We start from the raw sequence: 22,208 nt of genomic DNA, 5'->3' as shown, positions 1-22,208 counted from the left end.
GGATAGTCTTTTTCAGATTCAATCAATAATTGAACCGCTCTTTCTCTGATTTCAGGGGTATATTTTAATTTGGTCATCGGAACATTCTCTCAGAATACTGAGTCTCCGACAAACCCGGTACGGTTCAGCTCACTATTATTCCGTCACCCTAAGGAAGATTACCTAAAAAAAGCCCTCAAAGTGATCTGACCCCAAAAAGCTGGACAAGATATTAAGAGACTTTTAAGGACTGAATTCTGTACTGTACAGGACTCAGTCCTTTTAATTTAACCTTGATTCTTTCATGGTTGTAATAGTGTATATATTCTTTCACCTTTTGTTCCAGCTCATCAACTGATTTAAATTGCTCTCCATGGAAGCACTCTGATTTTATAATTCCAAAGAAGCTTTCCATTGCTGCATTATCTAGGCAATTACCTTTACGTGACATACTTTGAATTAGGCCTTGCTGGTTAACTTGTTGTTGATAGAGAAACATTTGATATTGCCAGCCCTGATCAGAATGTAAAATTAGGGTATCGTTTGGTTTATGTTTACTGAGAGCATCCTGTAGCATCATACTGATTATCGAAAAGGTTGGTCTGTGCTGAGTTTGGAATATTAAATAGGTCCATAATCGGTGAAAGATAAAGTTTATCACTCTGAACATTAAACTCAGTCACATCAGTAACCCACTTCTGATTAGGTTTATCTGCCTTGAATTGTCGCTGTAATATATTGTTAGCAATTTTACCAATCTCACCTTTATAGGAACGATATTTCACAGCTCTAATCCGCGATTTAAGCTTCATAGATTGCATAAGACGCTGTACACACTTATGGTTCACAACCAAACCTGTGTTTCTTAATACGGTACAACAAAATAGATTCTTTTTCTTTAGGAGTGTAGGTTCTTCTGGAGGTTCTAAGACCATCTAAACCATGTAATTTATATAAGTTAGCCCGATTTCTTACATGACTTTCATCAATACCGAAACGTGCTCCAGTTCTTTTTTGTCCATCAGAAGTAGATATAAAATGCTGTACTACTTCCAACTTGAACTCTAGTGTTCTTCTTTGTCTTGACATAAAAATGCACCCTTCAAATCAGACTGTGTGTCCAATTTTTTGGGTGCAGATTAATTTTTGAGGGCTTTTGAGTTGTCTTGGAGACCATTAAAACTAAATTATTTTAGAAACGGTAACCTACACCAATGTTAAATCCGTTTAACTTAGCGCTTTCTCCATTAAATTTAACCTTCGTACCTTCATAACCTACATGTACAGATACATTTTGCACAGGATTAACAGCTACGCCCACACCATATGCAAATGATGTTTTAGTAATGCTTTCTGAATAGCTGTAACTTCCATCAAATTCACGATCACTGTAATCGCCCTTAACATTAGCAAATCCTGCCAAAGCATATGCACTTACATACTCATTAAAGCGGTATGCTGGACCAGCTAAAAGTGAAAAAGATTTAACTTCAGCTTTTTCTTCGCCAAAACCATAATTAGATTTGTCATCACCAGATACATATGATGTTGAAACCACCACGCCTACAGGAGATTCGCTTTCAAAGCGATATTGTGCATTCACACCTTTTAAATCTTTAAAGTCTTCCGCTTTTGTTTGCGCATAGCCAACAGAAACTGTATGTTGAGCCGCAACAGCATTAATAGACATACCTAGTGCGCAAGTAAAAATAGCGCCACGAATAATATTTTGAATCATCTTACACCTTTTTATAGATTATTAGTCATTCTTAACTTGAATAACTATTAAGTGGATAAATCCACTGCAACTATTATGTCATTATGAGTATAAAAAGGGTATTGTAAAAGACCAAATGCAAATCGGCAGTGATCAAATAAATTCATACTCCCGAGTTCATAGGTTTTAGATATTTAAATCTTTTTATGCATTTTAAAATGACGATTTTCAATTTTTATCTTCCATGGTTTTGACTTTCTGGGGTGAAGACAACATCACTATTTTTAAAAAATATATTAATATCAAATAAATATAAACACTTAATTCAGGCAAGGCTACAAGGGAGACTTTGAACAAAACAACCATTATGTACACTATGTGGTGATGGGTTACATACAGGTTACAAATTATTTCATGAGCGTCCTGTTCATCTTCATTATTTTTCCAAAATTTATTTTTAAATTGATATCAAGATAGAAACAAGTGTTTTTAGGACGCGAAAAATGAAAATCAAAACCGTATTCTTTAGTGCAATATTTGCAGCTTCAGCAATGACTATGACTGCTGCAAATGCAGGTAATAGCACAAATACAGCCCTTACTTCAGCTCTTGGTGGTGTGGTAGGTGCAGCCATTGGTAACCAGATGGGTGGTCAAACAGGTGCAATGATTGGTTCAGCCATTGGTGGTGGCGCTGGTGCTGCAGCATCAGCGAATAAGCGTGATCGTAATGGAGCAATTATTGGTGGTGCGCTAGGTGGTGCTGGTGGTTATACCGTTGGTAAAAATATGGGTGGCACAAACGGTGGTTATATTGGTGCCGCTGCAGGCTCTGCAGGTGGTGCAGTTTTAGGCCAAAAAGTCAGCCAAGACCGTCGTTATGACGATGGATACAATAATCGTTATAACAGCCGTTATGATGACCGCTATGACAATCGTGGCTACCGCAACTCTAAATACCGTTATAACAATTCAGCATATCGCAACGACAATGGCCGTCACATAGGTTGGTACAAACAAGATCGTCGCTAATCATTATGCATGATTAGGCTATGACCTATTATTTATCAGAACACTCATTATTGAGCACCTTCGGGTGCTTTTTGTATAACGAAGTTTTTATCCAATCATTCATCTTAAATAGCATAGAAATATTTATTTTTTACAAAATATCAATGTAATAGGTTTAAATCACGTATCAATTCATACCCATGATTTTTACCTTCCTCATTCAAACTACTCTTTTTAGTTTTGTAACTTCATAAACTAGCTTGTATTAAATTCTATTAATATCGAAATTTGTCGATATACTTCCAATCGCATATATCGTATTATCTCGATATAAAGTATACGAGGCCAGTTATGCGCAACTTAAATGAAATTAAATTTTCAATATTAGAACTTGCACCTGTTCGTGAAAACAAAACCATTGCGGATGCATTACATCATGCTTTGGAACTCGCACAACATGCAGAAAAGCTGGGTTTTGAACGCCTCTGGGTTGCAGAACACCACAATATGGCAGGTATTGCGAGTTCCGCAACATCCGTACTTTTAGGCTATTTATTGGCAAATACACAACGCATCAAATTAGGCTCTGGCGGAATTATGCTACCTAACCATGCGCCACTAGTAGTAGCTGAACAATTTGGTACGTTGGCAACGCTTTATCCAAACCGTATTGAACTTGGTTTAGGACGTGCTCCTGGTACAGATCAATACACTATGCGCGCACTTCGACGTGGTCAACAAGAAACTGAAGATCAATTCCCCCAAGATGTAAATGAAATCTTGCAGTACTTTAAAGACCCTGTACCTAATCAAAGAATCATTGCAACACCAGGCCAAAGTACTGCTGTTCCAGTCTGGTTACTTGGCTCTAGTTTATTTAGCGCGCAATTGGCGGCGCGTTTGGGCTTACCTTATTCTTTTGCTTCACACTTTGCACCGCGCATGTTAGGGCAAGCAATCCAATTATACCGCGACAATTTCCAAGCCTCAGAATACTTAGACCGCCCTTATGTCTCTATGGGGGTTCCTATTGTTGTTGCAGAAACAGATGCTGAAGCGCAATTCTTAGCAACTACGCCCTACCAACGGATTTTAAGTATGTTCCGTAATCAACGTGGTAAACTTCCACCTCCTATTCCTACTATGGACGGTGTTTGGTCTGCATCTGAAAAAATGTCCGTGGATAGCTTTTATGCCATAGCTCAGATTGGATCGAATACCACAGTGAAAGCTGGTCTAGAGGCATTAGCACAGCGCTATGAAATTGATGAATTTATTTTTACTTGCGATATTTATGACACGCAAAAGCGTTTAGAAAGTTTTGAGCGCTTAATGACTATTCGTAACCAAACTTAAAATATTCAATCCAAACTCATAAATAGCATCTTCACACGACATATTTATTGTTCATAGTGAACGATGCTATTTTCGAACGCCCTTTATACTTAGATGGACTTAAAATTCGTCCACTTTCCACAAATGCACCTCATTTTTTTGATCATCACAGCATTATTTTCGGGATGACTGTCCAGATTACATTCCGTATTTTACCTCTACGTTAAAGTTCGCTATCTATATTCATATAAATACACCTGAAAACAATTATTATTGGAACACTACTTATGAGCACACAACAGCCCGATGCACCCCATCAGGCCTTTCAAAATATTCATACAGATTTTAAAGAGTTCAAAGGCACCTTACTTTCTTCAAAAGACATTAAAAATTTTGACTTTAAAGATAAAAATGTGGCTGTTATCGGCATCGACCAAGATACTGCAACACAGCTCAACTACATCAGCCAACATGCTCAGCAGGTTGCCGTGTTTCAAATACAGCCTCATTTTGTCTTACCCAAAACAGAACGTTTCATCCATAAACTCATTGAGCATCCCTTAGTCATTAAAAATCGACGTTTATTTAACAACCGTATTAAAAGCCTTTTAGCGCTACGTTTTTTAGAAGATCAAGTTAAAGATACATGGCTTAAGCATTTGCTCATGCCAAATACAGCCATTCAAAATAAGACTTTTTTAAAGTCAGATAGTTATTATTTGGCTTTACAACGTCCCAACTGCACCTTAGTGACATGGCCAATTATGAAAGTGCATAGTCATGAAATTCAGGCGATTAATGATCATCTTTATCCATGTGATGTCATCATTCACCATGTAAAAGCACCATAATTCATCCATTTTTAAATGAGCTTATGCTGGTTTCGTATAGGCTCACGAATTTAATTTGATTGTTTTACGATCAATTGGTTCATTTTTTTGTGCTTATAAAAGTGCTATCAAAGCAAATTAGTACATAAAACTATCTGAAAAATAAGCTACATTGTTGGGTCGAATCAAAGCATTTTCATCCGTATTTACCACATAGAAATCGCACTACTTTTGTCTAAATTTAGCAAATAAAAACATCATGATTATTTAGATGATTAAAATATTTTATTTAATTTTTCTAATAAAATTTGATCAATTTTTAGTTTTTTATTTCCATTCAAAATAAGCGCTTTCTCTAATCTACTCTTTCAAGAGGTTATTTTTATAGAAAATGACATTATAGATAGCATTTATTTGATATATACTGATATTAAATTCTTATCAATCTATATTTCATATTTATAAAAAATGAGCCACAAAATCGTGGCTCCTTTTGGCTTTAACCAATTCGACGCTTCAAACCAGTCATTTGCAATACACGCGTTGAGATTTCTTCAATCGACATCTCAGACACATTTAAATATTTAATGCCTTCCGAAATGTAAATTCCCTCAATCGCACGCAATTCCATTTGACACTGGTTATAGCTTGCATAACGGCTATTTGCTTTACGCTCCGAACGAATCGCCACAAGGCGCTCTGCATCAATCATCAAGCCAAACAGCTTATGTTTATGCGGGCGAAGCACTGCAGGCAAACGATTATCATCTAAATCTTCTTCTGTTAAAGGATAATTCGCAACACGAATTCCAAATTGTAAAGATAGATAAATTGATGTTGGTGTTTTACCCGAGCGCGATACACCAATCAGGATTAAATCTGCTTTGTCATAATGGCGAGTACGTGCACCATCATCGTTATCTAAAGCAAAATGTACCGCATCAATACGAGCCTTATATGACTCAGAATCCGTCACTGCATGAGTTTGTCCGACTAAAGTCGTAGGCGATGTGCCTAATTCATCAGACAACTTACTAATAAGCCCTTCAAATACATCAAGATTTATTGCATCAGCTGTATTAATAATATCACGTACATAAGGGTCAACTAAGGTATCAAACACCAAAGGCTTTTGACCGTCTTTTTGTGAGCGTTGATTGATCTCAGCTACGACGTTTGTAGCAGCCTCTTCAGAGGTAATATAAGGGATGATATGAATGTCAAAATCTACATGCGGAAACTGCGCCAGCAAAGAGTGTCCGAGGGTTTCAGCGGTAATGGCCGTACCATCAGAAATAAAAAAAACACTGCGCTGAATTTGTTTACCTTCTGACATTAAAATTCTCCTCAAATATTTGTCTAAGTGCTATATAATCTTTATAGTAAACCATCTTACATGACTGTCACTTAGTAAATCCAAAATGCTAAGTAATTTGTTATAATTTCATGCCAAGATAGTGATTAATACTGCAAAAGTGGAGTAACAACTTTGGAAGCGCGCGTAATTGGTCTAGAAAAATTAGGGAAACATGACGTTGAACTAGTAGGTGGGAAAAACTCATCTCTCGGTGAAATGATCAGCCATCTATCAAATGCTGGTGTATCTGTCCCGGGTGGTTTTGCGACAACAGCACAAGCTTATCGTGAATTCCTTGAGCAAAGTGGCCTAAACGCTAAAATTAACGCAGAGCTCGCAGCACTCAATGTTGATGACGTGATTGCTCTCGCTGAAACAGGCGCTAAAATTCGCCAATGGATTGTTGACACTCCGCTTACAGCAGAGCTTGAAAAAGAAATCCGCACAGCATTCGAAGCACTTTCAAACGGCAACCCTGACATCGCGGTTGCCGTTCGTTCATCTGCAACTGCAGAAGACTTACCAGATGCGTCATTTGCTGGCCAACAAGAAACTTTCTTAAACATTCGCGGTATCGATAACATTCTGATCGCGATTAAAGAAGTTTTTGCTTCACTTTATAACGACCGCGCAATTTCTTACCGCGTACACCAAAACTTTGCACACGATGTTGTTGCATTGTCTGCTGGTATCCAGCGTATGGTTCGCTCTGAAACTGGTGCTGCTGGTGTAATGTTTACACTAGATACAGAGTCAGGCTTCCGTGATGCAGTATTCATTACAGCATCTTATGGCTTGGGTGAAATGGTTGTACAAGGCGCAGTTAACCCTGACGAATTCTACGTATCAAAACCGCTTCTAAATGCAGGTAAACACGCGATTCTTCGTCGTAACCTTGGCTCTAAACACCAAAAAATGATTTACGGTGAAGAAGGCGCTGCAGGTAAATCTGTTGTTGTTGTTGATGTAGACAAAGCTGAACGTCAACAATTCGCCTTGAACGATCACGAATTACAAGAACTTGCTAAACAAGCCTTGATCATTGAAAACCACTATGGTTCTCCAATGGACATCGAATGGGCTAAAGATGGCGATGACGGTTTAATTTATATCGTTCAAGCACGTCCAGAAACTGTAAAAAGCCGTGAAAATGTCGGTACTATGGAACGTTACCTTTTAAAACAAAAAGGTACTGTAGTATGTGAAGGTCGTTCAATTGGTCAACGTATCGGTTCTGGTAAAGTTCGTATCGTGACTTCAATTAAAGAAATGGACAAAGTTCAAGACGGCGACGTACTTGTATCAGACATGACTGACCCAGATTGGGAACCAGTAATGAAACGTGCTGCTGCAATCGTAACAAACCGTGGTGGCCGTACTTGCCACGCTGCAATCATTGCACGTGAATTAGGTGTTCCAGCAATTGTTGGTTGTGGTAATGCAACTGAAGTACTTGTAGACGGTCAAGAAGTGACTGTTTCATGTGCTGAAGGTGACACTGGCTTCATCTACGAAGGTTCTTTAGATTTTGAAGTTCAGCGTAACTCTATCGAATCTATGCCTGCTCTTCCGTTCAAAGTAATGATGAACGTAGGTAACCCAGACCGCGCATTTGACTTCGCTCAAATTCCAAACGAAGGTATTGGTCTTGCACGTTTAGAGTTCATCATCAACCGTATGATTGGTGTTCACCCTAAAGCATTGCTTAATATTGACAGCCTTCCACGTGAAACGCGTGCTGCAGTTATGGCGCGTACTGCTGGTTATGCATCTCCGATCGAATTCTATGTTGAAAAACTCGTTGAAGGTATTTCTACACTTGCAGCTGCTTTCGCTGACAAACCAGTGATCGTGCGTATGTCTGACTTTAAGTCAAACGAATACGCAAACTTGATCGGTGGTAAGTTATACGAACCTGAAGAAGAAAACCCAATGTTGGGCTTCCGTGGTGCAAGCCGTTATGTATCTGACAACTTCCGTGACTGCTTCGAATTAGAATGCCGTGCATTGAAGAAAGTTCGTGACGAAATGGGCTTAACAAACATTCAAATCATGATTCCATTCGTTCGTACTGTAAACGAAGCGAAACGTGTAATTGAATTACTTGCTCTAAATGGTCTTAAGCGCGGTGAAAACGGCCTTAAAGTGATCATGATGTGTGAATTGCCAACCAACGCATTGTTAGCAGACCAATTCCTTGAACACTTCGATGGTTTCTCTATCGGTTCAAACGACTTAACTCAGCTTACACTTGGTTTAGACCGTGACTCAGGTATTGTTTCTCATTTATTTGACGAACGTGATGCAGCTGTAAAAGTTTTACTTTCTATGGCAATCCAAGCATGTCGTAAAGCTGGCAAATACGTAGGTATTTGTGGTCAAGGTCCTTCGGATCACCCAGACCTTGCTTTATGGTTAATGGAACAAGGTATTGAATCTGTTTCATTGAACCCAGACTCAGTATTAGACACTTGGTTCTTCTTATCAGAAGAAAAAGCTCAACAAGCTTAAAAATCTGTGTTAAAAAAAGACCCACATTTGGGTCTTTTTTTTCACCTATACTTTTTATATACGTTTTGAGATTGTATTTTTATGCAGATTTACTTGGCACGAAATAATCAACAAGCTGGACCATACACTTTAGAGCAACTTAATCAAATGCTCTCAAGCCAACAAGTTTTACTGACAGATTTGGCTTGGCACCAAGGTATGACCGAATGGAAGGCTTTAGGTGAACTCACTCAAGGACAACTTACATACCAACCTGCAGGTTACACCCCCCCAACACCCGCACCTACACCATTCCAACAACCTGTTGCCACGGCACAAAAAAGCACAAATGTTGCATCGCAAACACTTGCCTCTATTCCAAGTCGCGCATTAGCAAAAATTATTGACCTATTGCTTTGGCTACCTGCAACCTACATTTTGACATCTTTCTTTAGCGCTCAAGAAACTGAAGCATTCAACAAACTGAATGAGCAATTTATTACCGCTGTTATGGATGCAAGTACAAATCCAACGGTCATTCAAAATTTGCAAAATCAAATTTTTGATATGTTTTCACAACAAGCATGGATGGCAATGACAGCATATCTTGTCATCATGCTTATGGTTCAAGCTTACTTTATTACCAAGTCAGGGCAAAGCATTGGTAAAAAAATCACCAAAATTCAAATCGTAGATGCCGAATCAGGTGAACAAGTTTCAACCTTACGTGCATTTACCCTGCGCAGCATCGTATTTATTTTAATCAACTTTATGTTCTTAATGGTGGCTATTGTTGATTATTTATTCGCTTTTGGCGCGAAACGTCAAACTTTACATGATAAATTAGCGAAAACTAAGGTGATTAAGCAGCAAAAATAACATAAATTAAGGGATGAGTTTTCATCCCTTTTTTATTCATTCCTTTGAAATTAAAATAAAATTATTAACAGCATTTATGAATTCCGACTGACAAAATAGGTTTTTAATACAGTCATTTAAACCCGCTTTATGTATAGCTTAGTTTCCAGATATGAGGCATAATGCCCAACAACGTAGCGGTGTCTCATGATTGGGAAGGATTTTCTATGTCTAATAAGAATATTCTCAATCATGCTACACTATAATCGCTATCCCATAATTTAATTAGGGAATGGGACTCTTCACCGAGGTTGTAAAATGAGACAAACAATTTTAGCTGTATTGTCTTTATCTGCGATCGTCGCACTGTTAACAGGTTGCGGTGGTGATATGGTACTTCTAAACTCGAAAGGTCCAGTTGCTCAAGGTCAATCTGACTTGATGATGACTGCGATCTATTTAATGCTTTTAGTGGTGATTCCATCAGCACTTATGGCGTTATGGTTTGGTTGGAAATATCGCGCGTCAAATAAAGATGCAGACTATAAACCAACATGGGCACATTCAACTGCAATTGAAGTTGTAGTATGGGGTGTTCCTATCATTATTATTGGTATTCTTGCGTACTTAACATGGTGGGGTTCCCACAAATATGACCCGTACCGTCCGCTAGAATCAGATAAAGCTCCTTTAACTGTTCAAGTTATCGCTGAACAATTTAAATGGATTTTCATCTATCCAGAGCAAAACATTGCGACTGTTAACGAACTACGCTTCCCAGAGAAAACTCCAGTAAGCCTTCGTTTGACTTCTAACTTCACAATGAACTCATTCTTCATTCCTGCATTGTCTGGTCAGATCTATGCAATGGCAGGTATGCAAACTCACCTGAACTTATTGGCAGACGAAACTAGCCCAGCTGAAGGCTTCCGCGGTTTCTCTTCTAACTACTCAGGTTACGGCTTCTCACAAATGCGCTTCCGTGCTCATTCTGTGACAGATGCTCAGTTTGCTGAATGGGTTGCGGCTGTGAAAGCAGGCAATGGTACTTCAGTAAATCCTGAAGCAGTTCAAAAAACTGTTTTAGACCAAGCTGAATTTGCAACCTTACGTGACGGCAACCGTTCTAAGCATCAAATTGAAATGATGGTTGCACACGCTGAAACTGAAAAGCAAAAAGAAGCAGCAGCTCTAGCTGAAGCAGAAGGTCCTTATCCTACTAAGCCACACCCTGTGACTTATTACTCTTCAGTAGAACCTAAATTGTTCGAATCTGTAATTAACAAATACATGAGCAACTACCACGGTGCTGATCACTCAGCTGCTGGTCATGAAGCAGTAGCTTCTGAAGCTCATGCAAATGCAGATCATGCGACTGCTTCTGTAGGGGAATAAGACATGAGCTTATTAGGTAAGTTAGGCCCGGATTCAATCCCACACGATCCAATCGTGTTGGTGACTGTGGCTATGATGATCCTAGGCGGTATCGCAGTTGTTGCGGGTATCACCTACTTCAAAAAATGGAACTACTTGTGGACTGAATGGTTCACATCTGTAGACCATAAAAAAATTGGTATCATGTATATCTTCGTATCGATTATCATGCTTGTGCGTGGTTTTGCCGATGCGATCATGATGCGTCTTCAGTTGTTCCTTGCAAAAGGTGGCGGCGAAGGTTACTTACACCCAGAACACTATGACCAGATCTTCACTGCCCACGGCGTGATCATGATCTTCTTCGTAGCGATGGGTCTTGTTGTTGGCTTAATGAACGTTTCTGTACCACTTCAAATTGGTGCACGTGACGTAGCCTTCCCATTATTAAACTCTTTAAGCTTCTGGTTATTCGCAGGCGCTGCTGGTTTGATGATGGCATCTCTTGCGATTGGTGAATTCGCTGCAACTGGTTGGATGGCTTACCCTCCACTATCAGGCATTGAATACTCTCCAGGCGTAGGTGTGGACTACTACATCTGGGCACTTCAGATTTCAGGTCTTGGTACTCTTTTAACTGGTGTTAACTTCTTTGTTACCATCATTAAAATGCGTGCTCCTGGCATGAAACTTATGGACATGCCTATTTTCACTTGGACTGCGCTTTGTACTGCGGTACTAATTATCGCTGCATTCCCTGTGTTAACAGCTACAATTGCAATGCTTTCCCTTGACCGTTACTTCGGTTTCCATTTCTTCACAAATGACATGGGCGGTAGTCCAATGTTGTACGTGAACTTGATTTGGACTTGGGGTCACCCAGAAGTTTATATTCTTGTATTACCTGCTTTTGGTATTTACTCAGAAGTTACTTCAACGTTCTCTCGCAAAACACTATTTGGCTACAAATCAATGGTTTATGCGACTATTGCCATTACCGTTCTTTCATTCGTTGTGTGGGTTCACCACTTCTTTACAATGGGTGCAGGTGCGAACGTAAACGCGTTCTTCGGTATCATGACAATGATCATTGCGATCCCTACTGGTGTGAAAATCTTCTCTTGGTTATTCACCATGTACAAGGGCCGCATCACGTTTACAACTCCAATGTACTGGACACTTGGCTTCCTTGTGACTTTCGGTATCGGCGGTTTAACTGGCGTATTAATGGCAGTTCCACCAGCTGACTTCCTTGTACATAACTCATTGTTCTTGATTGCTCACTTCCATAACGTAATTATCGGTGGTGTAGTATTCGCAATGTTCGCCGGCATCATTTTCTACTGGCCAAAAATGTTTGGTTGGAAATTAAATGAAGCTTGGGGTAAAGCTGCATTCTGGTTCTGGTTCTTCGGTTTCTACTTTGCATTCATGCCACTTTATATCCTTGGTTTCATGGGTATGACTCGTCGTTTGAATACATATGACAACCCTGAATGGGATCCGTACTTAGCGATTGCTTTCTTCGGTTCTGTACTTGTTGCAATCGGTATCTTCTGTTTTGTTATGCAAATTGTTGTTGGTTTCCTTCAACGCAAAGACAATATGGACGTTACTGGTGACCCATGGGATGGCCGCGTTCTTGAATGGGCAACTTCATCTCCTGCTCCGTTCTATAACTTTGCTCACCTTCCAAAGATCAATGGTATTGATACTTTCTGGACTGACAAAGAAAACGGCATCGCGTACGCTAAACCTACTAAATATGAAGACATCCACATGCCGACTAACCGTGCGGCAGGTTTCGTAATTGCAATGTTTATTACAGTTATGGGCTTTGGTTTGATCTGGCACATTTGGTGGTTAGTTGTTGTTACGTTCATTGCTTCAATCATCAGCTTCATTGTTTCTTCATTCACGAAGAAAGTGGACTACTATGTTCCTGCAGCTGAAGTTGAGCGTATTGAAAACGAACGTTACGCAATTCTTGAAAAACACTTGAAGAAGGACTAAGACAATGGCTGAAGTACTTCATCACGATAACCACGGACACGATGAACATCATCACCACGATGATACAGACATCACAGTCTTTGGTTTCTGGTCTTACTTGATGAGTGACTTGATCCTATTCGGTACACTCTTCATTGCGTTTGCTGTTTTAAGCAGTCACGTTCCTGTGGGCACTCCAAGTGCAAAAGAATTGTTTGGCGATACTTTAGGTTTCGTTCTAACAGAAACTTTTGCTCTCTTAATCTCTTCTGTAACGTTTGGTTTTGCTGTACTTGCTGCATACAAAAAAGACGTTTCAAAAGTTTTAACTTGGTTAGCAATTACTTGGGTATTTGGTGCTGCCTTCATCGGCATGGAACTTTATGAGTTCAATCACCTTGTACACGCTGGTCATGGTCCAAGCACAAGTGCGTTCTTATCTGCGTTCTTTACTCTAGTTGGTACGCACGGTATTCACGTAACTTCTGGTTTGGTATGGATGCTTGTGTTGATGTTCCAAATCAAGAAATATGGTTTGACACTTCCAAACACTCGTCGTCTTGCTTGCCTAAGCTTGTTCTGGCACTTCCTTGACATCGTTTGGATCTGTGTATTCAGCGTAGTTTACTTAATGGGAGTTCTATAATGAGTCACGACCATAACTCAGCTGGTGCTGCACACGGCAATACTAAGCAATATACAATTGGCTTCATCCTGTCTGTTGCTTTAACAATCATTCCTTTTGGTATGGTTATGATGGGCGGTTTTAGCCGTGGTTTAGTTGTTGCGACAATTGCAATCACTGCAGTTGCTCAGATTCTTGTACAGTTAGTTTACTTCCTGCACATGAACTCTTCTTCAGAGCAACGCTGGAATGTTATTGCGTTCATCTATACAATTCTTACAGTTGCAATCTTATTGGTTGGTTCTGTATGGATCATGAACTACTTACACTACAACATGATGATCTAAACTGTTCGTCATGCTGAAAAAGTATTTATTCCTGACTAAGCCAGGAATTCTCTTTGGTAACTTCGTTACCACTCTGGGCGGCTTCTTTTTAGCCGCTCAGGGGTCTGTAGATTTCCTCCTCCTTCTTATCACCCTACTTGGTACAACCCTAGTTGTAGCCTCTGGCTGTGTCGTCAATAACGTCATTGATCAAGATATTGATCAAAAGATGGAACGGACGATGAACCGAGCACTCGTTAAAAAAACCATTAGTCCAGCTGTCGCATTGACTTTCTCTGCTGTACTTGGACTTTTAGGCTTTGCCCTACTTTGGTTTTTTGTGAATGCTTATGCTTTTGGCTTTGCTGTACTTGGTTTTGTGGTTTATGTAGTTTTTTATAGTCTTTGGAGCAAACGTACTTCAATTCACCAAACGGTGATTGGCAGTATTTCTGGCGCAAGCCCTCCAGTCATTGGCTATACCGCTGTTTCAAATGAATTTGATGTTGCAGCATTGCTAATCTTTTTAGCTTATGCAATCTGGCAAATGCCACATTCATGGGGAATTGCAGTTTATCGTTTTGATGACTATAAAAATGCAGGCATTCCTATTTTACCTGTCGCTCGCTCAATTTTTCGTACTAAGGTCGAAAGCCTGATTTACGTAATTTTGTTTGCTTTGGTACTCAATGGTTTGTATTGCTTTGGCTATACCAATATATTCTTTTTAATCACTTTTAATGCACTTTGTGCATACTGGGTGTATTTATCAATTATTGGATTTAAAGCCGAAAATGATCAGGTTTGGGCAAAACGCTATTTCTTATATTCAGTGATTTTAATTACTGCTTTAAGCTTTAGTTTTAGTTTTAGCTATTCCTCACCTGCACCGCATTTACCGCTGTTTTAAAAAAGATAGAGTTTTACTCTATCTTTTTTCTTTATACCCCTAAAAAAATTCTTGAGTCTTATTTTCTAATTGATACCATAGCGAGCACAATAATAACCTACCGCTCAATAATGAAATTAATCCCTACAGCTTTTAAAACTTCACTTTTTATTTCTACATTTCCTTTTGCTCTAATGTACAGCACACATGCTTTTTCTGGTGTAGACATCTATTGCGAGACTTCAGCTCAGATTCAAAATAATGAATATACCGCGTGCAATGCCCTCCCTGCACTAACACCAGCCAATGACAACCAAGTCAACATGCTCTTGTTACTTAGCGACTTAGGCTTAGCCAAATTAAAATTTGCTACCGATACTGAAACCTTATGGTACACATCATCAAGCACTGTTCCATTCGAAACCAAAGCACTCACAGCATCCGCCGTCAATTTGGCCAAAAATGCGCGACAACCCAACAAAGCACTAGATGGTTCAAATTCAGAATACTGCAACACCATTCTGAACAGCCATCAAGATTTTATTCAGCAGGTTAAAGCAGATAAAAAACTGTCCAGTACAGAGCGTGATTTTCTGATCAAAGCGCGTAGCCAGCTCAAAACTTGCGACGACCACATCAGTTTGATTACCGTAGATCCTCATTGGTCTGTGACTGCACGCCAATTTGCTTCATATCTAAATGGCAGTATCGCCTTCTACAATACTAACTTTTCCATAGCTTCTAAGATTTATTCAGCTTTAACTTCCGCAGATCAACCATGGATTAAAGAAACTGCGCAATACATGCTAATTCGTAGCAATCTCAACGCAACCTATCAAACCGGCTTAGGTGAATATGGAGATTTGGATCAGTCCAAAATTAATCAGCAATTACTCAAAAATACTTATGACAGCATTAGCCAGTATTTAAAACTGTATCCATCGGGCAGATATGCAGCCAGCGCGCGTGGTCTACTGCGTCGCTGTTACTGGATTGGTGGGCAACAGCAGTTATTGGTAAATGAAATCACTTGGCAAATTAACAATCCCAAATCGCCATTTTATAATCTAGAAATGAGTAATTTGGCCTATGAAATTGACCGTCACGTTTTCCAATCCCCATTGTTCAAAGCGCAGTATTTAAAAGATCCTTTCTTGTTAGCCATATATGATTTAATGCGAATGCGCAAACCTGAGTCGGCGGAAGACCGCGTAATAAATTGGAATGAATTAAACAGCCAAAAAACTGTATTTAAAACACAACCAGAACTATTCCAATATTTACAAGCTACGCATTTATTTTATGTGCAAAACAAACCCAATGAAGCCTTGAATTATTTGTCTAACCCTCAGGTTGGCAATTCAAACAGTTACCTAGCTCTGAGTCAAATATTGCTCAAAGGTAGGGTTATGGAAAAAGCCGGACAATCTGCAAATACGCAGCAATACTGGGAAAACTTACAAACCAAAGCAAAAACACCAGAGCAACGCGGACTGTTTGAGCTTATGCTGTATTCATATTATGCCAAGCAACAAAATGCCAGCTTTTTTGCCGGCGAAAACTCAAAAATTAAAGCGCGTTTTCTACAACGTAACTTCATTACCGAACAAGCCAACGAAAACAGCTTAATGCATATTGTGCAGGACAAATCTGCCAGCGAAGATCAAAAAAATCTAGCGCTAAATACGGTGCTAGAAAAATCCTTGATTCATCAAAACTACAGCTTGTTTAATCAAGCCTACACACTACTGCCAAAAAATGCTGCGCAATATGTTTTTAGTGACACCGACTACATATCTTATAAAAAACAGCCTCCACTGGGTAATTTTGTCTGGAAAGGTTCAACCATAAACTCCAAGCTTAGCTGCCCAGATCTTTATAGTCTTACGCAAAAACTGCAAGTTGCACCAAAAGATTTGAGCTTAAAGCTCTGTCTAGGTGAATATATTCGTTCAGATAAAGCTTACCGTTTAAGCAGTATCACAGAAGATGAAAAACAGCGCAGTACCTTGCAAGGGCCAATCTTCGCACGCGGTCAAGTCTATAAGGATATAATCAAATCAACGTCCAATGCCGATTTAAAAGCCTACGCACTGTACCGTGCAATCATGTGTTACTCACCAGGTGGGCTTAATGACTGTCAGGATGCTGACGTGGCTAAATCCGTACGCAAACAATGGTTTGACCAAATTAAGCGTGATTATCCAGAGACCAGCTGGGCTAAATCGCTGAAATACTATTGGTAATTAAAAATGAAAACTTGGCTAACAGCAGTTTGCATTATTTTATGCTACATATTTACGCTGACGGCATGTAAGCCAAGTCAATCTGCTCAGGCAAGTGATTATATCAATGCCAACAGCTACGATTCATTCTGGATTTGGGGCAATATCAAATCTGCCCCCTACCTCAGTCAAGCCAAAGAACTCTATATACTGCAGGGCAATATTTATCTCGAGCAACATACCCAGCAGTCAGTACTTAGCGTACAAGGTATTGCTCCAATGAGCATGCCACATCAAAAAATATGGCTGGTCTACCGCAATCACCATTTAAATTGGAACAACAATGAACTCAATAGCATATTAAAGCGTGTAAAACGCTGGGAAAATATGGGAAGCAATATTGAAGGCATTCAAATTGATTTTGATGCTAAAACCAAGAATCTACACGATTATGCTTTATTTCTGACACTGCTTAGATCTCAGTTGCCTCAAAAATACAAGTTAAGTATTACTGGACTGATGGACTGGAGTAATCTTCAAAACACAAAAACGCTCCAGTTACTCCAAAGCAGTATTGATGAAATTGCAATTCAAACTTATCAAGGCTCCACAACTATTCCGCATTATCGCGCATATTTAAGTAAAATTGCAGCGCTAAACTTGCCCTTTAAAATTGGCTTGGTACAGCATGGCCAATGGGATAAAAGCATTGATTTTAAAAACAATCCTAATTTCAAAGGCTATATTGTTTTTTTGTTGCGTGAAGCGCCTCACTAAAAATATCCAGTCAGATCTGCTCATACATGCATGTCGCATTTCAACACATCTGTACAAACAACAACCCCACTTATGCTAAAACCATAAAAAATACAGGCTTTTTAGCTAAACACCTTGTATTCCAATAGCAAACCCTCTAAAATCTGTGCCTCGCAGACACTGCGACATAACTATTTTATAGTAGTTATGCCTCCTTGCTTCTAACAATTACGTTAGGGGCTGTCTAAACCGTAAGGAGCTGACAATGCGTCATTACGAAATCGTACTTTTAGTACACCCAGATCAAAGCGATCAAGTTGTGGGTATGGTTGAACGCTATATCTCACAAATCAAAGAAGCTGAAGGTCAAATCCACCGTCTTGAAGACTGGGGCCGTCGTCAATTGGCTTACCCAATCAACAAGATCCACAAAGCTCACTACATTCTTATGAATGTTGAGTGTGGTCAAGCTACTCTTGATGAGCTTGAAGAATTGTTCCGTTACAACGATGCAATTATTCGTAGCCTTATCATCCGTCGTGAAAACGCTATCACTGAAGAGTCACTATTGGCTAAGAGTGCTGAAGAAAAACGTGCGCGTAAAGCTCAACGTGAAGAAGCACAACAAGCTCAAGACTCTGCTGAAGCATAAGGAGAACACTAAATGGCACGTTTTTACCGTCGTCGCAAGTTCTGCCGCTTTACAGCTGAGAACGTTACGTACATCGACTACAAAGATATCGACACTTTAAAACAGTACATCACTGAAAACGGCAAGATTGTTCCTAGCCGTATTACAGGTACTAAAGCTCGTTACCAACGTCAATTAGCGTTAGCTATTAAACAAGCGCGTTACTTGTCTTTGATCCCTTACACTGACAATCATAAGTGAGGTTGAGCTGTGGATATTATCTTACTACAACGCATTAAAAACCTAGGTAAACTAGGTGACAAAGTTTCAGTTAAAGCTGGTTACGGCCGTAACTTCCTTATCCCACAAGGTAAGGCTGTTGCTGCAACAGAAGCTAACACTGCTGCTTTTGAAGCTCGTCGTGCAGAACTTGAGAAAGAAGAAGCTGAAATTTTAGCTGCTGCTCAAGCTCGTGCTGACCAATTGAACGAAGTTAACATCGTTATCACTGCTAAAGCTGGTGACGAAGGTAAACTATTCGGTTCAATCGGTACTCGTGACATCGCTGACGCGTTAACTAACGCTGGTCTAGTGGTAGATCGTTCAGAAGTACGTTTGCCAAATGGCGCGCTTCGCCACACTGGTGAATTCAACATCGCAATCCAATTGCACCATGATGTTGTTGCAGAAGTTCTTGTTACTATCGTAGCAGAGTAATTTCGCACCAAAAAAAAAGAGCATGCATTTGCATGCTCTTTTTTTATCTGTACATTTTGTTATAGTCTTAACAAAACTATTCACACAAATATTCATATACAGATACACCTCAATATAAGATGAACCCTCAGTATAGATGATCGTATTTCTATGGTAGAAAGCGTATGATCTACTGCTATATACCCTATTTATCTGCTATAAATATTTAAGCCCAAGTATTGACTGTTAAACGGAATATCTATGTCTCAGGCCAATGCCGATACGAAACAAAAATCAGCTCCTACACCTACATCAGAGTCAGGACAACTTAAAGAATTTCGTACGCCTCCACATAATCTTGCCATTGAACAAGCTGTGCTTGCAGCCCTCATGACTGTGGCTGAATCATTTGAACAAGTGGGTGATACGCTCGTTGAAAATGACTTCTATGCAACACGTCATAAATATATTTTTCGCGCCATTGATCAGCTTTCCAAAGACAGTTCACCTTATGATGCCGTTTTAGTGCATGACTGGCTGACTAAGCAAAACCTATTGGATGCAGTGGGTGGCGAGGAATATTTAATGCAATTGATGGCTGACTCACCATCAAGTTTCTACAACTTAGAAACCTATGCATCTAAAATTAAAGAATTTTCAACTTTAAGAAATATGATTAAAGTGAGTTCTGAAATTTTACAAAATGCCTATGACACCAAAGGTCGTACAGTCAGTGAAATTTTAGATCTTGCAGAAACCAATATTTTCTCGATTGCAGAACAGCACAATAACAACGCGAAAGCTCAAGGCCCTAAAGCAATTAATACTGTCGTTGCAGACGTTTTTGACAAATTAAATGAATTGTCACAAATGGAAGGAAACATTACAGGCTTAACAACAGGATTCTTAGAGCTCGACAATAAAACCTCTGGTATGCAAGCCGGCGATCTAATTATTGTCGCGGCCCGCCCTTCTATGGGTAAAACCACTTTTGCCATGAATTTGGTTGAAAGTGTGCTCTTTAATAATGACTTGCCAGCTTTGGTTTATTCAATGGAGATGCCTGCCGACTCTATCGCAATGCGTTTAATTTCGTCTTACGGTAAGGTACATCAAGGGCATTTACGTTCGGGTAAATTAGATGGTGATGAATGGTCTAAAGTGACTGGTACCATCTTACAGTTACAAGAAAAGAAACTGTATATTGATGACTCATCTGCACTTCCTCCAACAGAGGTACGTGCACGTGCGCGTCGTATTGCCAAACAGCATGGTGGTAAGCTCGGCTGTATTATGGTCGATTACTTACAGCTGATGAAAGTTCCAGGCATGGGTGATAACCGTGTGGGTGAGATTTCGGAAATCTCTCGAAGCTTAAAAGCTTTGGCAAAAGAAATGATGTGCCCTGTAATTGCCCTTTCACAGCTCAACCGCTCACTGGAAAACCGCCCAAATAAACGACCTGTGATGTCAGATTTGCGTGAATCTGGTGCGATCGAGCAGGATGCCGACTTAATCATGTTTATTTATCGTGATGAGGTTTATAACAAAGAATCTAAAGAAGCTGGTACGGCGGAAATTATCATCGGTAAACAGCGTAATGGTCCAATTGGTACTGTTCGTCTTGCCTTTGAAGGTCAATATACGCGTTTTAGTAATTTATCGCCTGAGTTCTATGCACAATATGACGATGAAGAATAATCAATAGAAGCAGGCTTAGGCCTGCTTTTTTATATGTATATTTTTTAACTTTTTGTTCAAATAATTACTTTAAAAAAACCAATTTAAATACTTGATCTGCACAGTATTTCCAATCAAATTTACTCGCATCATTTTGCTTAAAATTCACTAAAATAGTGCATCAAGAACGTCTTTGGCCTGCGCTTTAAACTAAATTAGCGTAAACTTACAGGCCAAATATATTTTATGGCTTCACTCGCTTAGCATAATCAATCTATAGCGAGCAAACCAATCCTAAGGAGTTATTAGGGTGCGCCAAGCAACTGTCTATATTGATCAATCTGCACTTCAATATAATTTAAACCGCGTCAAACAACTTGCCCCAACTGCGAAAATTGTCAGCATGGTGAAAGCCAATGCTTACGGACACGGTGTAAAAGACTGCTTAGCAGCCTTAACAGAAACCGATGCCTTCGGTGTTGCCTGCCTAGAAGAAGCTTTAGAAATTCGTGAATTCGGTTATCTACAACCGATTACGTTGATTGAAGGTATTTTCAGCGCGGATGAAATGACTGCCGTGTTAGCGCACAATATCGAAGTTGTTGTGCACCATCAACCACAGTTGGAATGGCTACTGGCAAACAAAGATGCATACATTGCAAAAAACCTAAAAGTTTGGGTCAAACTCAACAGTGGGATGAATCGTTTAGGCTTTAAAGTGCCTGAAATCATTGAGGTCATTAACTCACTCAAAGCTGAAGGTTTTACTTGCGTACTTGCTATGCATTTTGCCAATGCAGATGCAGACAATCATCCATTAAATGAGCAACAGCGTGACCAATTCCTGCACGTAAAACAAGCTTGTGCGCCTATTTTAGGCTCTTGCTGTAACTCAGCTGCTATTTTTAAATGGCCTGAATTAAACTTTGATTTTGTCCGCCCTGGCATCATGCTTTATGGTGCAACACCTTTTGCCGACAAAACAGTTCATGAGCTTGACCTTAAACCGGTCATGACGTTTACAGCGGATATTATCGCTTTAAATACTATTCAAGCCGGTGAATCAGTAGGCTATGGTTCAACTTTTGTGGCTGAACAAACCATGCAGTTAGCTATTGTCTCTATTGGTTATGGTGATGGTTATCCACGCGCCTTCCCAAAACAAAACTACGTCCATGTTAATGGTCAAGCAAGCCGTGTGATTGGCCGTGTTGCAATGGATATGATTGCGATTGATGTGACTGGCTTAAATGCACCAATTGGCACGACCGTAGAGCTTTGGGGCAAAGACCGTCTAGTAGATGATGTCGCAGAAGCCAATGGTACGATTGGCTATGAATTACTTTGCCGTATGAGTGCGCGCCCAATCCGTAAAACGGTTTAAAAAGATAGAAAATCTATTTTTAGATCATTTCCACAAAAAGCCCAAGTCAATCTT

At 39.6% G+C, this 22,208-nt stretch carries 20 protein-coding genes and 1 pseudogene; 17 read left to right on the top strand and 4 right to left on the bottom strand.

All coding sequences use genetic code 11. From position 1 onward, the window contains the following. Positions 1-211 precede the first annotated feature (211 nt). From DYI81_RS11720 to DYI81_RS11715, 3 genes and pseudogenes are all read right to left on the bottom strand, one after another. Positions 212-848 (bottom strand): annotated as a pseudogene (locus DYI81_RS11720) (IS3 family transposase); the annotation flags it as partial. Beyond that, on the bottom strand, positions 817-1,068 hold the full coding sequence (locus DYI81_RS18115) for a helix-turn-helix domain-containing protein (protein ID WP_107681057.1): 252 nt from the start codon (positions 1,066-1,068) through the stop codon (positions 817-819). The pseudogene DYI81_RS11720 and the gene DYI81_RS18115, both read right to left, overlap by 32 nt. A 103-nt stretch (positions 1,069-1,171) precedes the next feature. Then, a complete protein-coding gene (locus tag DYI81_RS11715) occupies positions 1,172-1,717 on the bottom strand; it encodes an Ail/Lom family outer membrane beta-barrel protein (protein WP_117007608.1) in 546 nt (181 codons plus the stop codon). A gap of 482 nt (positions 1,718-2,199) precedes the next feature. Between DYI81_RS11715 and DYI81_RS11710 the strand changes: the two genes are divergently transcribed. The 3 genes from DYI81_RS11710 (at position 2,200) to DYI81_RS11700 (ending at position 4,892) form a co-directional block, all read left to right on the top strand. Then, positions 2,200-2,727: a hypothetical protein gene (locus tag DYI81_RS11710; protein WP_117007607.1), complete on the top strand. Its 528-nt coding sequence runs from the start codon at positions 2,200-2,202 to the stop codon at positions 2,725-2,727. A 330-nt stretch (positions 2,728-3,057) separates the two neighbouring features. Further along, a complete protein-coding gene (locus DYI81_RS11705; protein ID WP_117007606.1) occupies positions 3,058-4,062 on the top strand; it encodes an LLM class flavin-dependent oxidoreductase in 1,005 nt (334 codons plus the stop codon). Between the two features lie 266 nt (positions 4,063-4,328). Then, positions 4,329-4,892 carry a flavoprotein gene (locus DYI81_RS11700; protein WP_117007605.1) on the top strand — a complete coding sequence of 188 codons (564 nt, stop codon included), beginning with the start codon at positions 4,329-4,331 and terminating at the stop codon, positions 4,890-4,892. Positions 4,893-5,370: 478 nt separating this feature from the next. Here DYI81_RS11700 and DYI81_RS11695 read toward each other — a convergent pair whose 3' ends face one another. Further along, positions 5,371-6,207, bottom strand: a complete 837-nt coding sequence (locus tag DYI81_RS11695) for a pyruvate, water dikinase regulatory protein (RefSeq protein ID WP_117007604.1) — start codon at positions 6,205-6,207, stop codon at positions 5,371-5,373. 153 nt (positions 6,208-6,360) lie between these two features. On the opposite strand from DYI81_RS11695, the gene ppsA reads away from it, so the two are divergent. From ppsA to alr, 14 genes are all read left to right on the top strand, one after another. Further along, entirely contained in the window at positions 6,361-8,739 is a 2,379-nt protein-coding gene (gene ppsA, locus DYI81_RS11690; RefSeq protein ID WP_106984882.1) for a phosphoenolpyruvate synthase, read from the top strand. 81 nt (positions 8,740-8,820) lie between these two features. Next, complete coding sequence (locus tag DYI81_RS11685; protein ID WP_106984883.1) at positions 8,821-9,597, top strand: RDD family protein; 777 nt, start codon at positions 8,821-8,823, stop codon at positions 9,595-9,597. Positions 9,598-9,894: 297 nt separating this feature from the next. Next, on the top strand, positions 9,895-10,971 hold the full coding sequence (gene cyoA / locus DYI81_RS11680; RefSeq protein ID WP_117007603.1) for a ubiquinol oxidase subunit II: 1,077 nt from the start codon (positions 9,895-9,897) through the stop codon (positions 10,969-10,971). Positions 10,972-10,974: 3 nt separating this feature from the next. Continuing rightward, positions 10,975-12,963: a cytochrome o ubiquinol oxidase subunit I gene (gene cyoB, locus DYI81_RS11675; RefSeq protein WP_106984885.1), complete on the top strand. Its 1,989-nt coding sequence runs from the start codon at positions 10,975-10,977 to the stop codon at positions 12,961-12,963. 4 nt (positions 12,964-12,967) lie between these two features. Continuing rightward, positions 12,968-13,588 carry a cytochrome o ubiquinol oxidase subunit III gene (cyoC, locus tag DYI81_RS11670; protein WP_117007602.1) on the top strand — a complete coding sequence of 207 codons (621 nt, stop codon included), beginning with the start codon at positions 12,968-12,970 and terminating at the stop codon, positions 13,586-13,588. Further along, positions 13,585-13,914: a cytochrome o ubiquinol oxidase subunit IV gene (locus tag DYI81_RS11665; RefSeq protein ID WP_171356355.1), complete on the top strand. Its 330-nt coding sequence runs from the start codon at positions 13,585-13,587 to the stop codon at positions 13,912-13,914. Before cyoC ends, DYI81_RS11665 begins: the two co-directional genes overlap by 4 nt. A 10-nt stretch (positions 13,915-13,924) precedes the next feature. Continuing rightward, positions 13,925-14,803, top strand: coding sequence for a heme o synthase (gene cyoE, locus DYI81_RS11660; protein WP_117007601.1), 879 nt, complete (start codon positions 13,925-13,927; stop codon positions 14,801-14,803). 110 nt (positions 14,804-14,913) lie between these two features. Next, on the top strand, positions 14,914-17,028 hold the full coding sequence (locus tag DYI81_RS11655; protein ID WP_171356353.1) for a hypothetical protein: 2,115 nt from the start codon (positions 14,914-14,916) through the stop codon (positions 17,026-17,028). Between the two features lie 6 nt (positions 17,029-17,034). After that, positions 17,035-17,784 carry a DUF3142 domain-containing protein gene (locus DYI81_RS11650; protein ID WP_106984890.1) on the top strand — a complete coding sequence of 250 codons (750 nt, stop codon included), beginning with the start codon at positions 17,035-17,037 and terminating at the stop codon, positions 17,782-17,784. 244 nt (positions 17,785-18,028) lie between these two features. After that, the gene (rpsF, locus tag DYI81_RS11645) at positions 18,029-18,415 is read left to right on the top strand and encodes a 30S ribosomal protein S6 (protein WP_106984891.1); all 387 of its coding nucleotides are present in this window, start codon (positions 18,029-18,031) and stop codon (positions 18,413-18,415) included. Between the two features lie 12 nt (positions 18,416-18,427). Then, positions 18,428-18,655: a 30S ribosomal protein S18 gene (gene rpsR, locus DYI81_RS11640; protein WP_004278792.1), complete on the top strand. Its 228-nt coding sequence runs from the start codon at positions 18,428-18,430 to the stop codon at positions 18,653-18,655. 9 nt (positions 18,656-18,664) lie between these two features. After that, a complete protein-coding gene (rplI, locus tag DYI81_RS11635; protein ID WP_106984892.1) occupies positions 18,665-19,111 on the top strand; it encodes a 50S ribosomal protein L9 in 447 nt (148 codons plus the stop codon). 240 nt (positions 19,112-19,351) lie between these two features. Continuing rightward, positions 19,352-20,791 (top strand): replicative DNA helicase, encoded by a 1,440-nt coding sequence (gene dnaB, locus DYI81_RS11630; protein WP_106984893.1) that lies wholly within the window; start codon positions 19,352-19,354, stop codon positions 20,789-20,791. Positions 20,792-21,080: 289 nt separating this feature from the next. Further along, positions 21,081-22,154, top strand: a complete 1,074-nt coding sequence (gene alr / locus DYI81_RS11625; RefSeq protein WP_106984894.1) for an alanine racemase — start codon at positions 21,081-21,083, stop codon at positions 22,152-22,154. Positions 22,155-22,208 lie beyond the last annotated feature (54 nt).

The organism is Acinetobacter sp. SWAC5 (genome assembly GCF_003419885.1).
GTDB classification, from domain to species: domain Bacteria; phylum Pseudomonadota; class Gammaproteobacteria; order Pseudomonadales; family Moraxellaceae; genus Acinetobacter; species Acinetobacter cumulans.
This window is presented reverse-complemented; position numbering and strand designations above follow the sequence as displayed.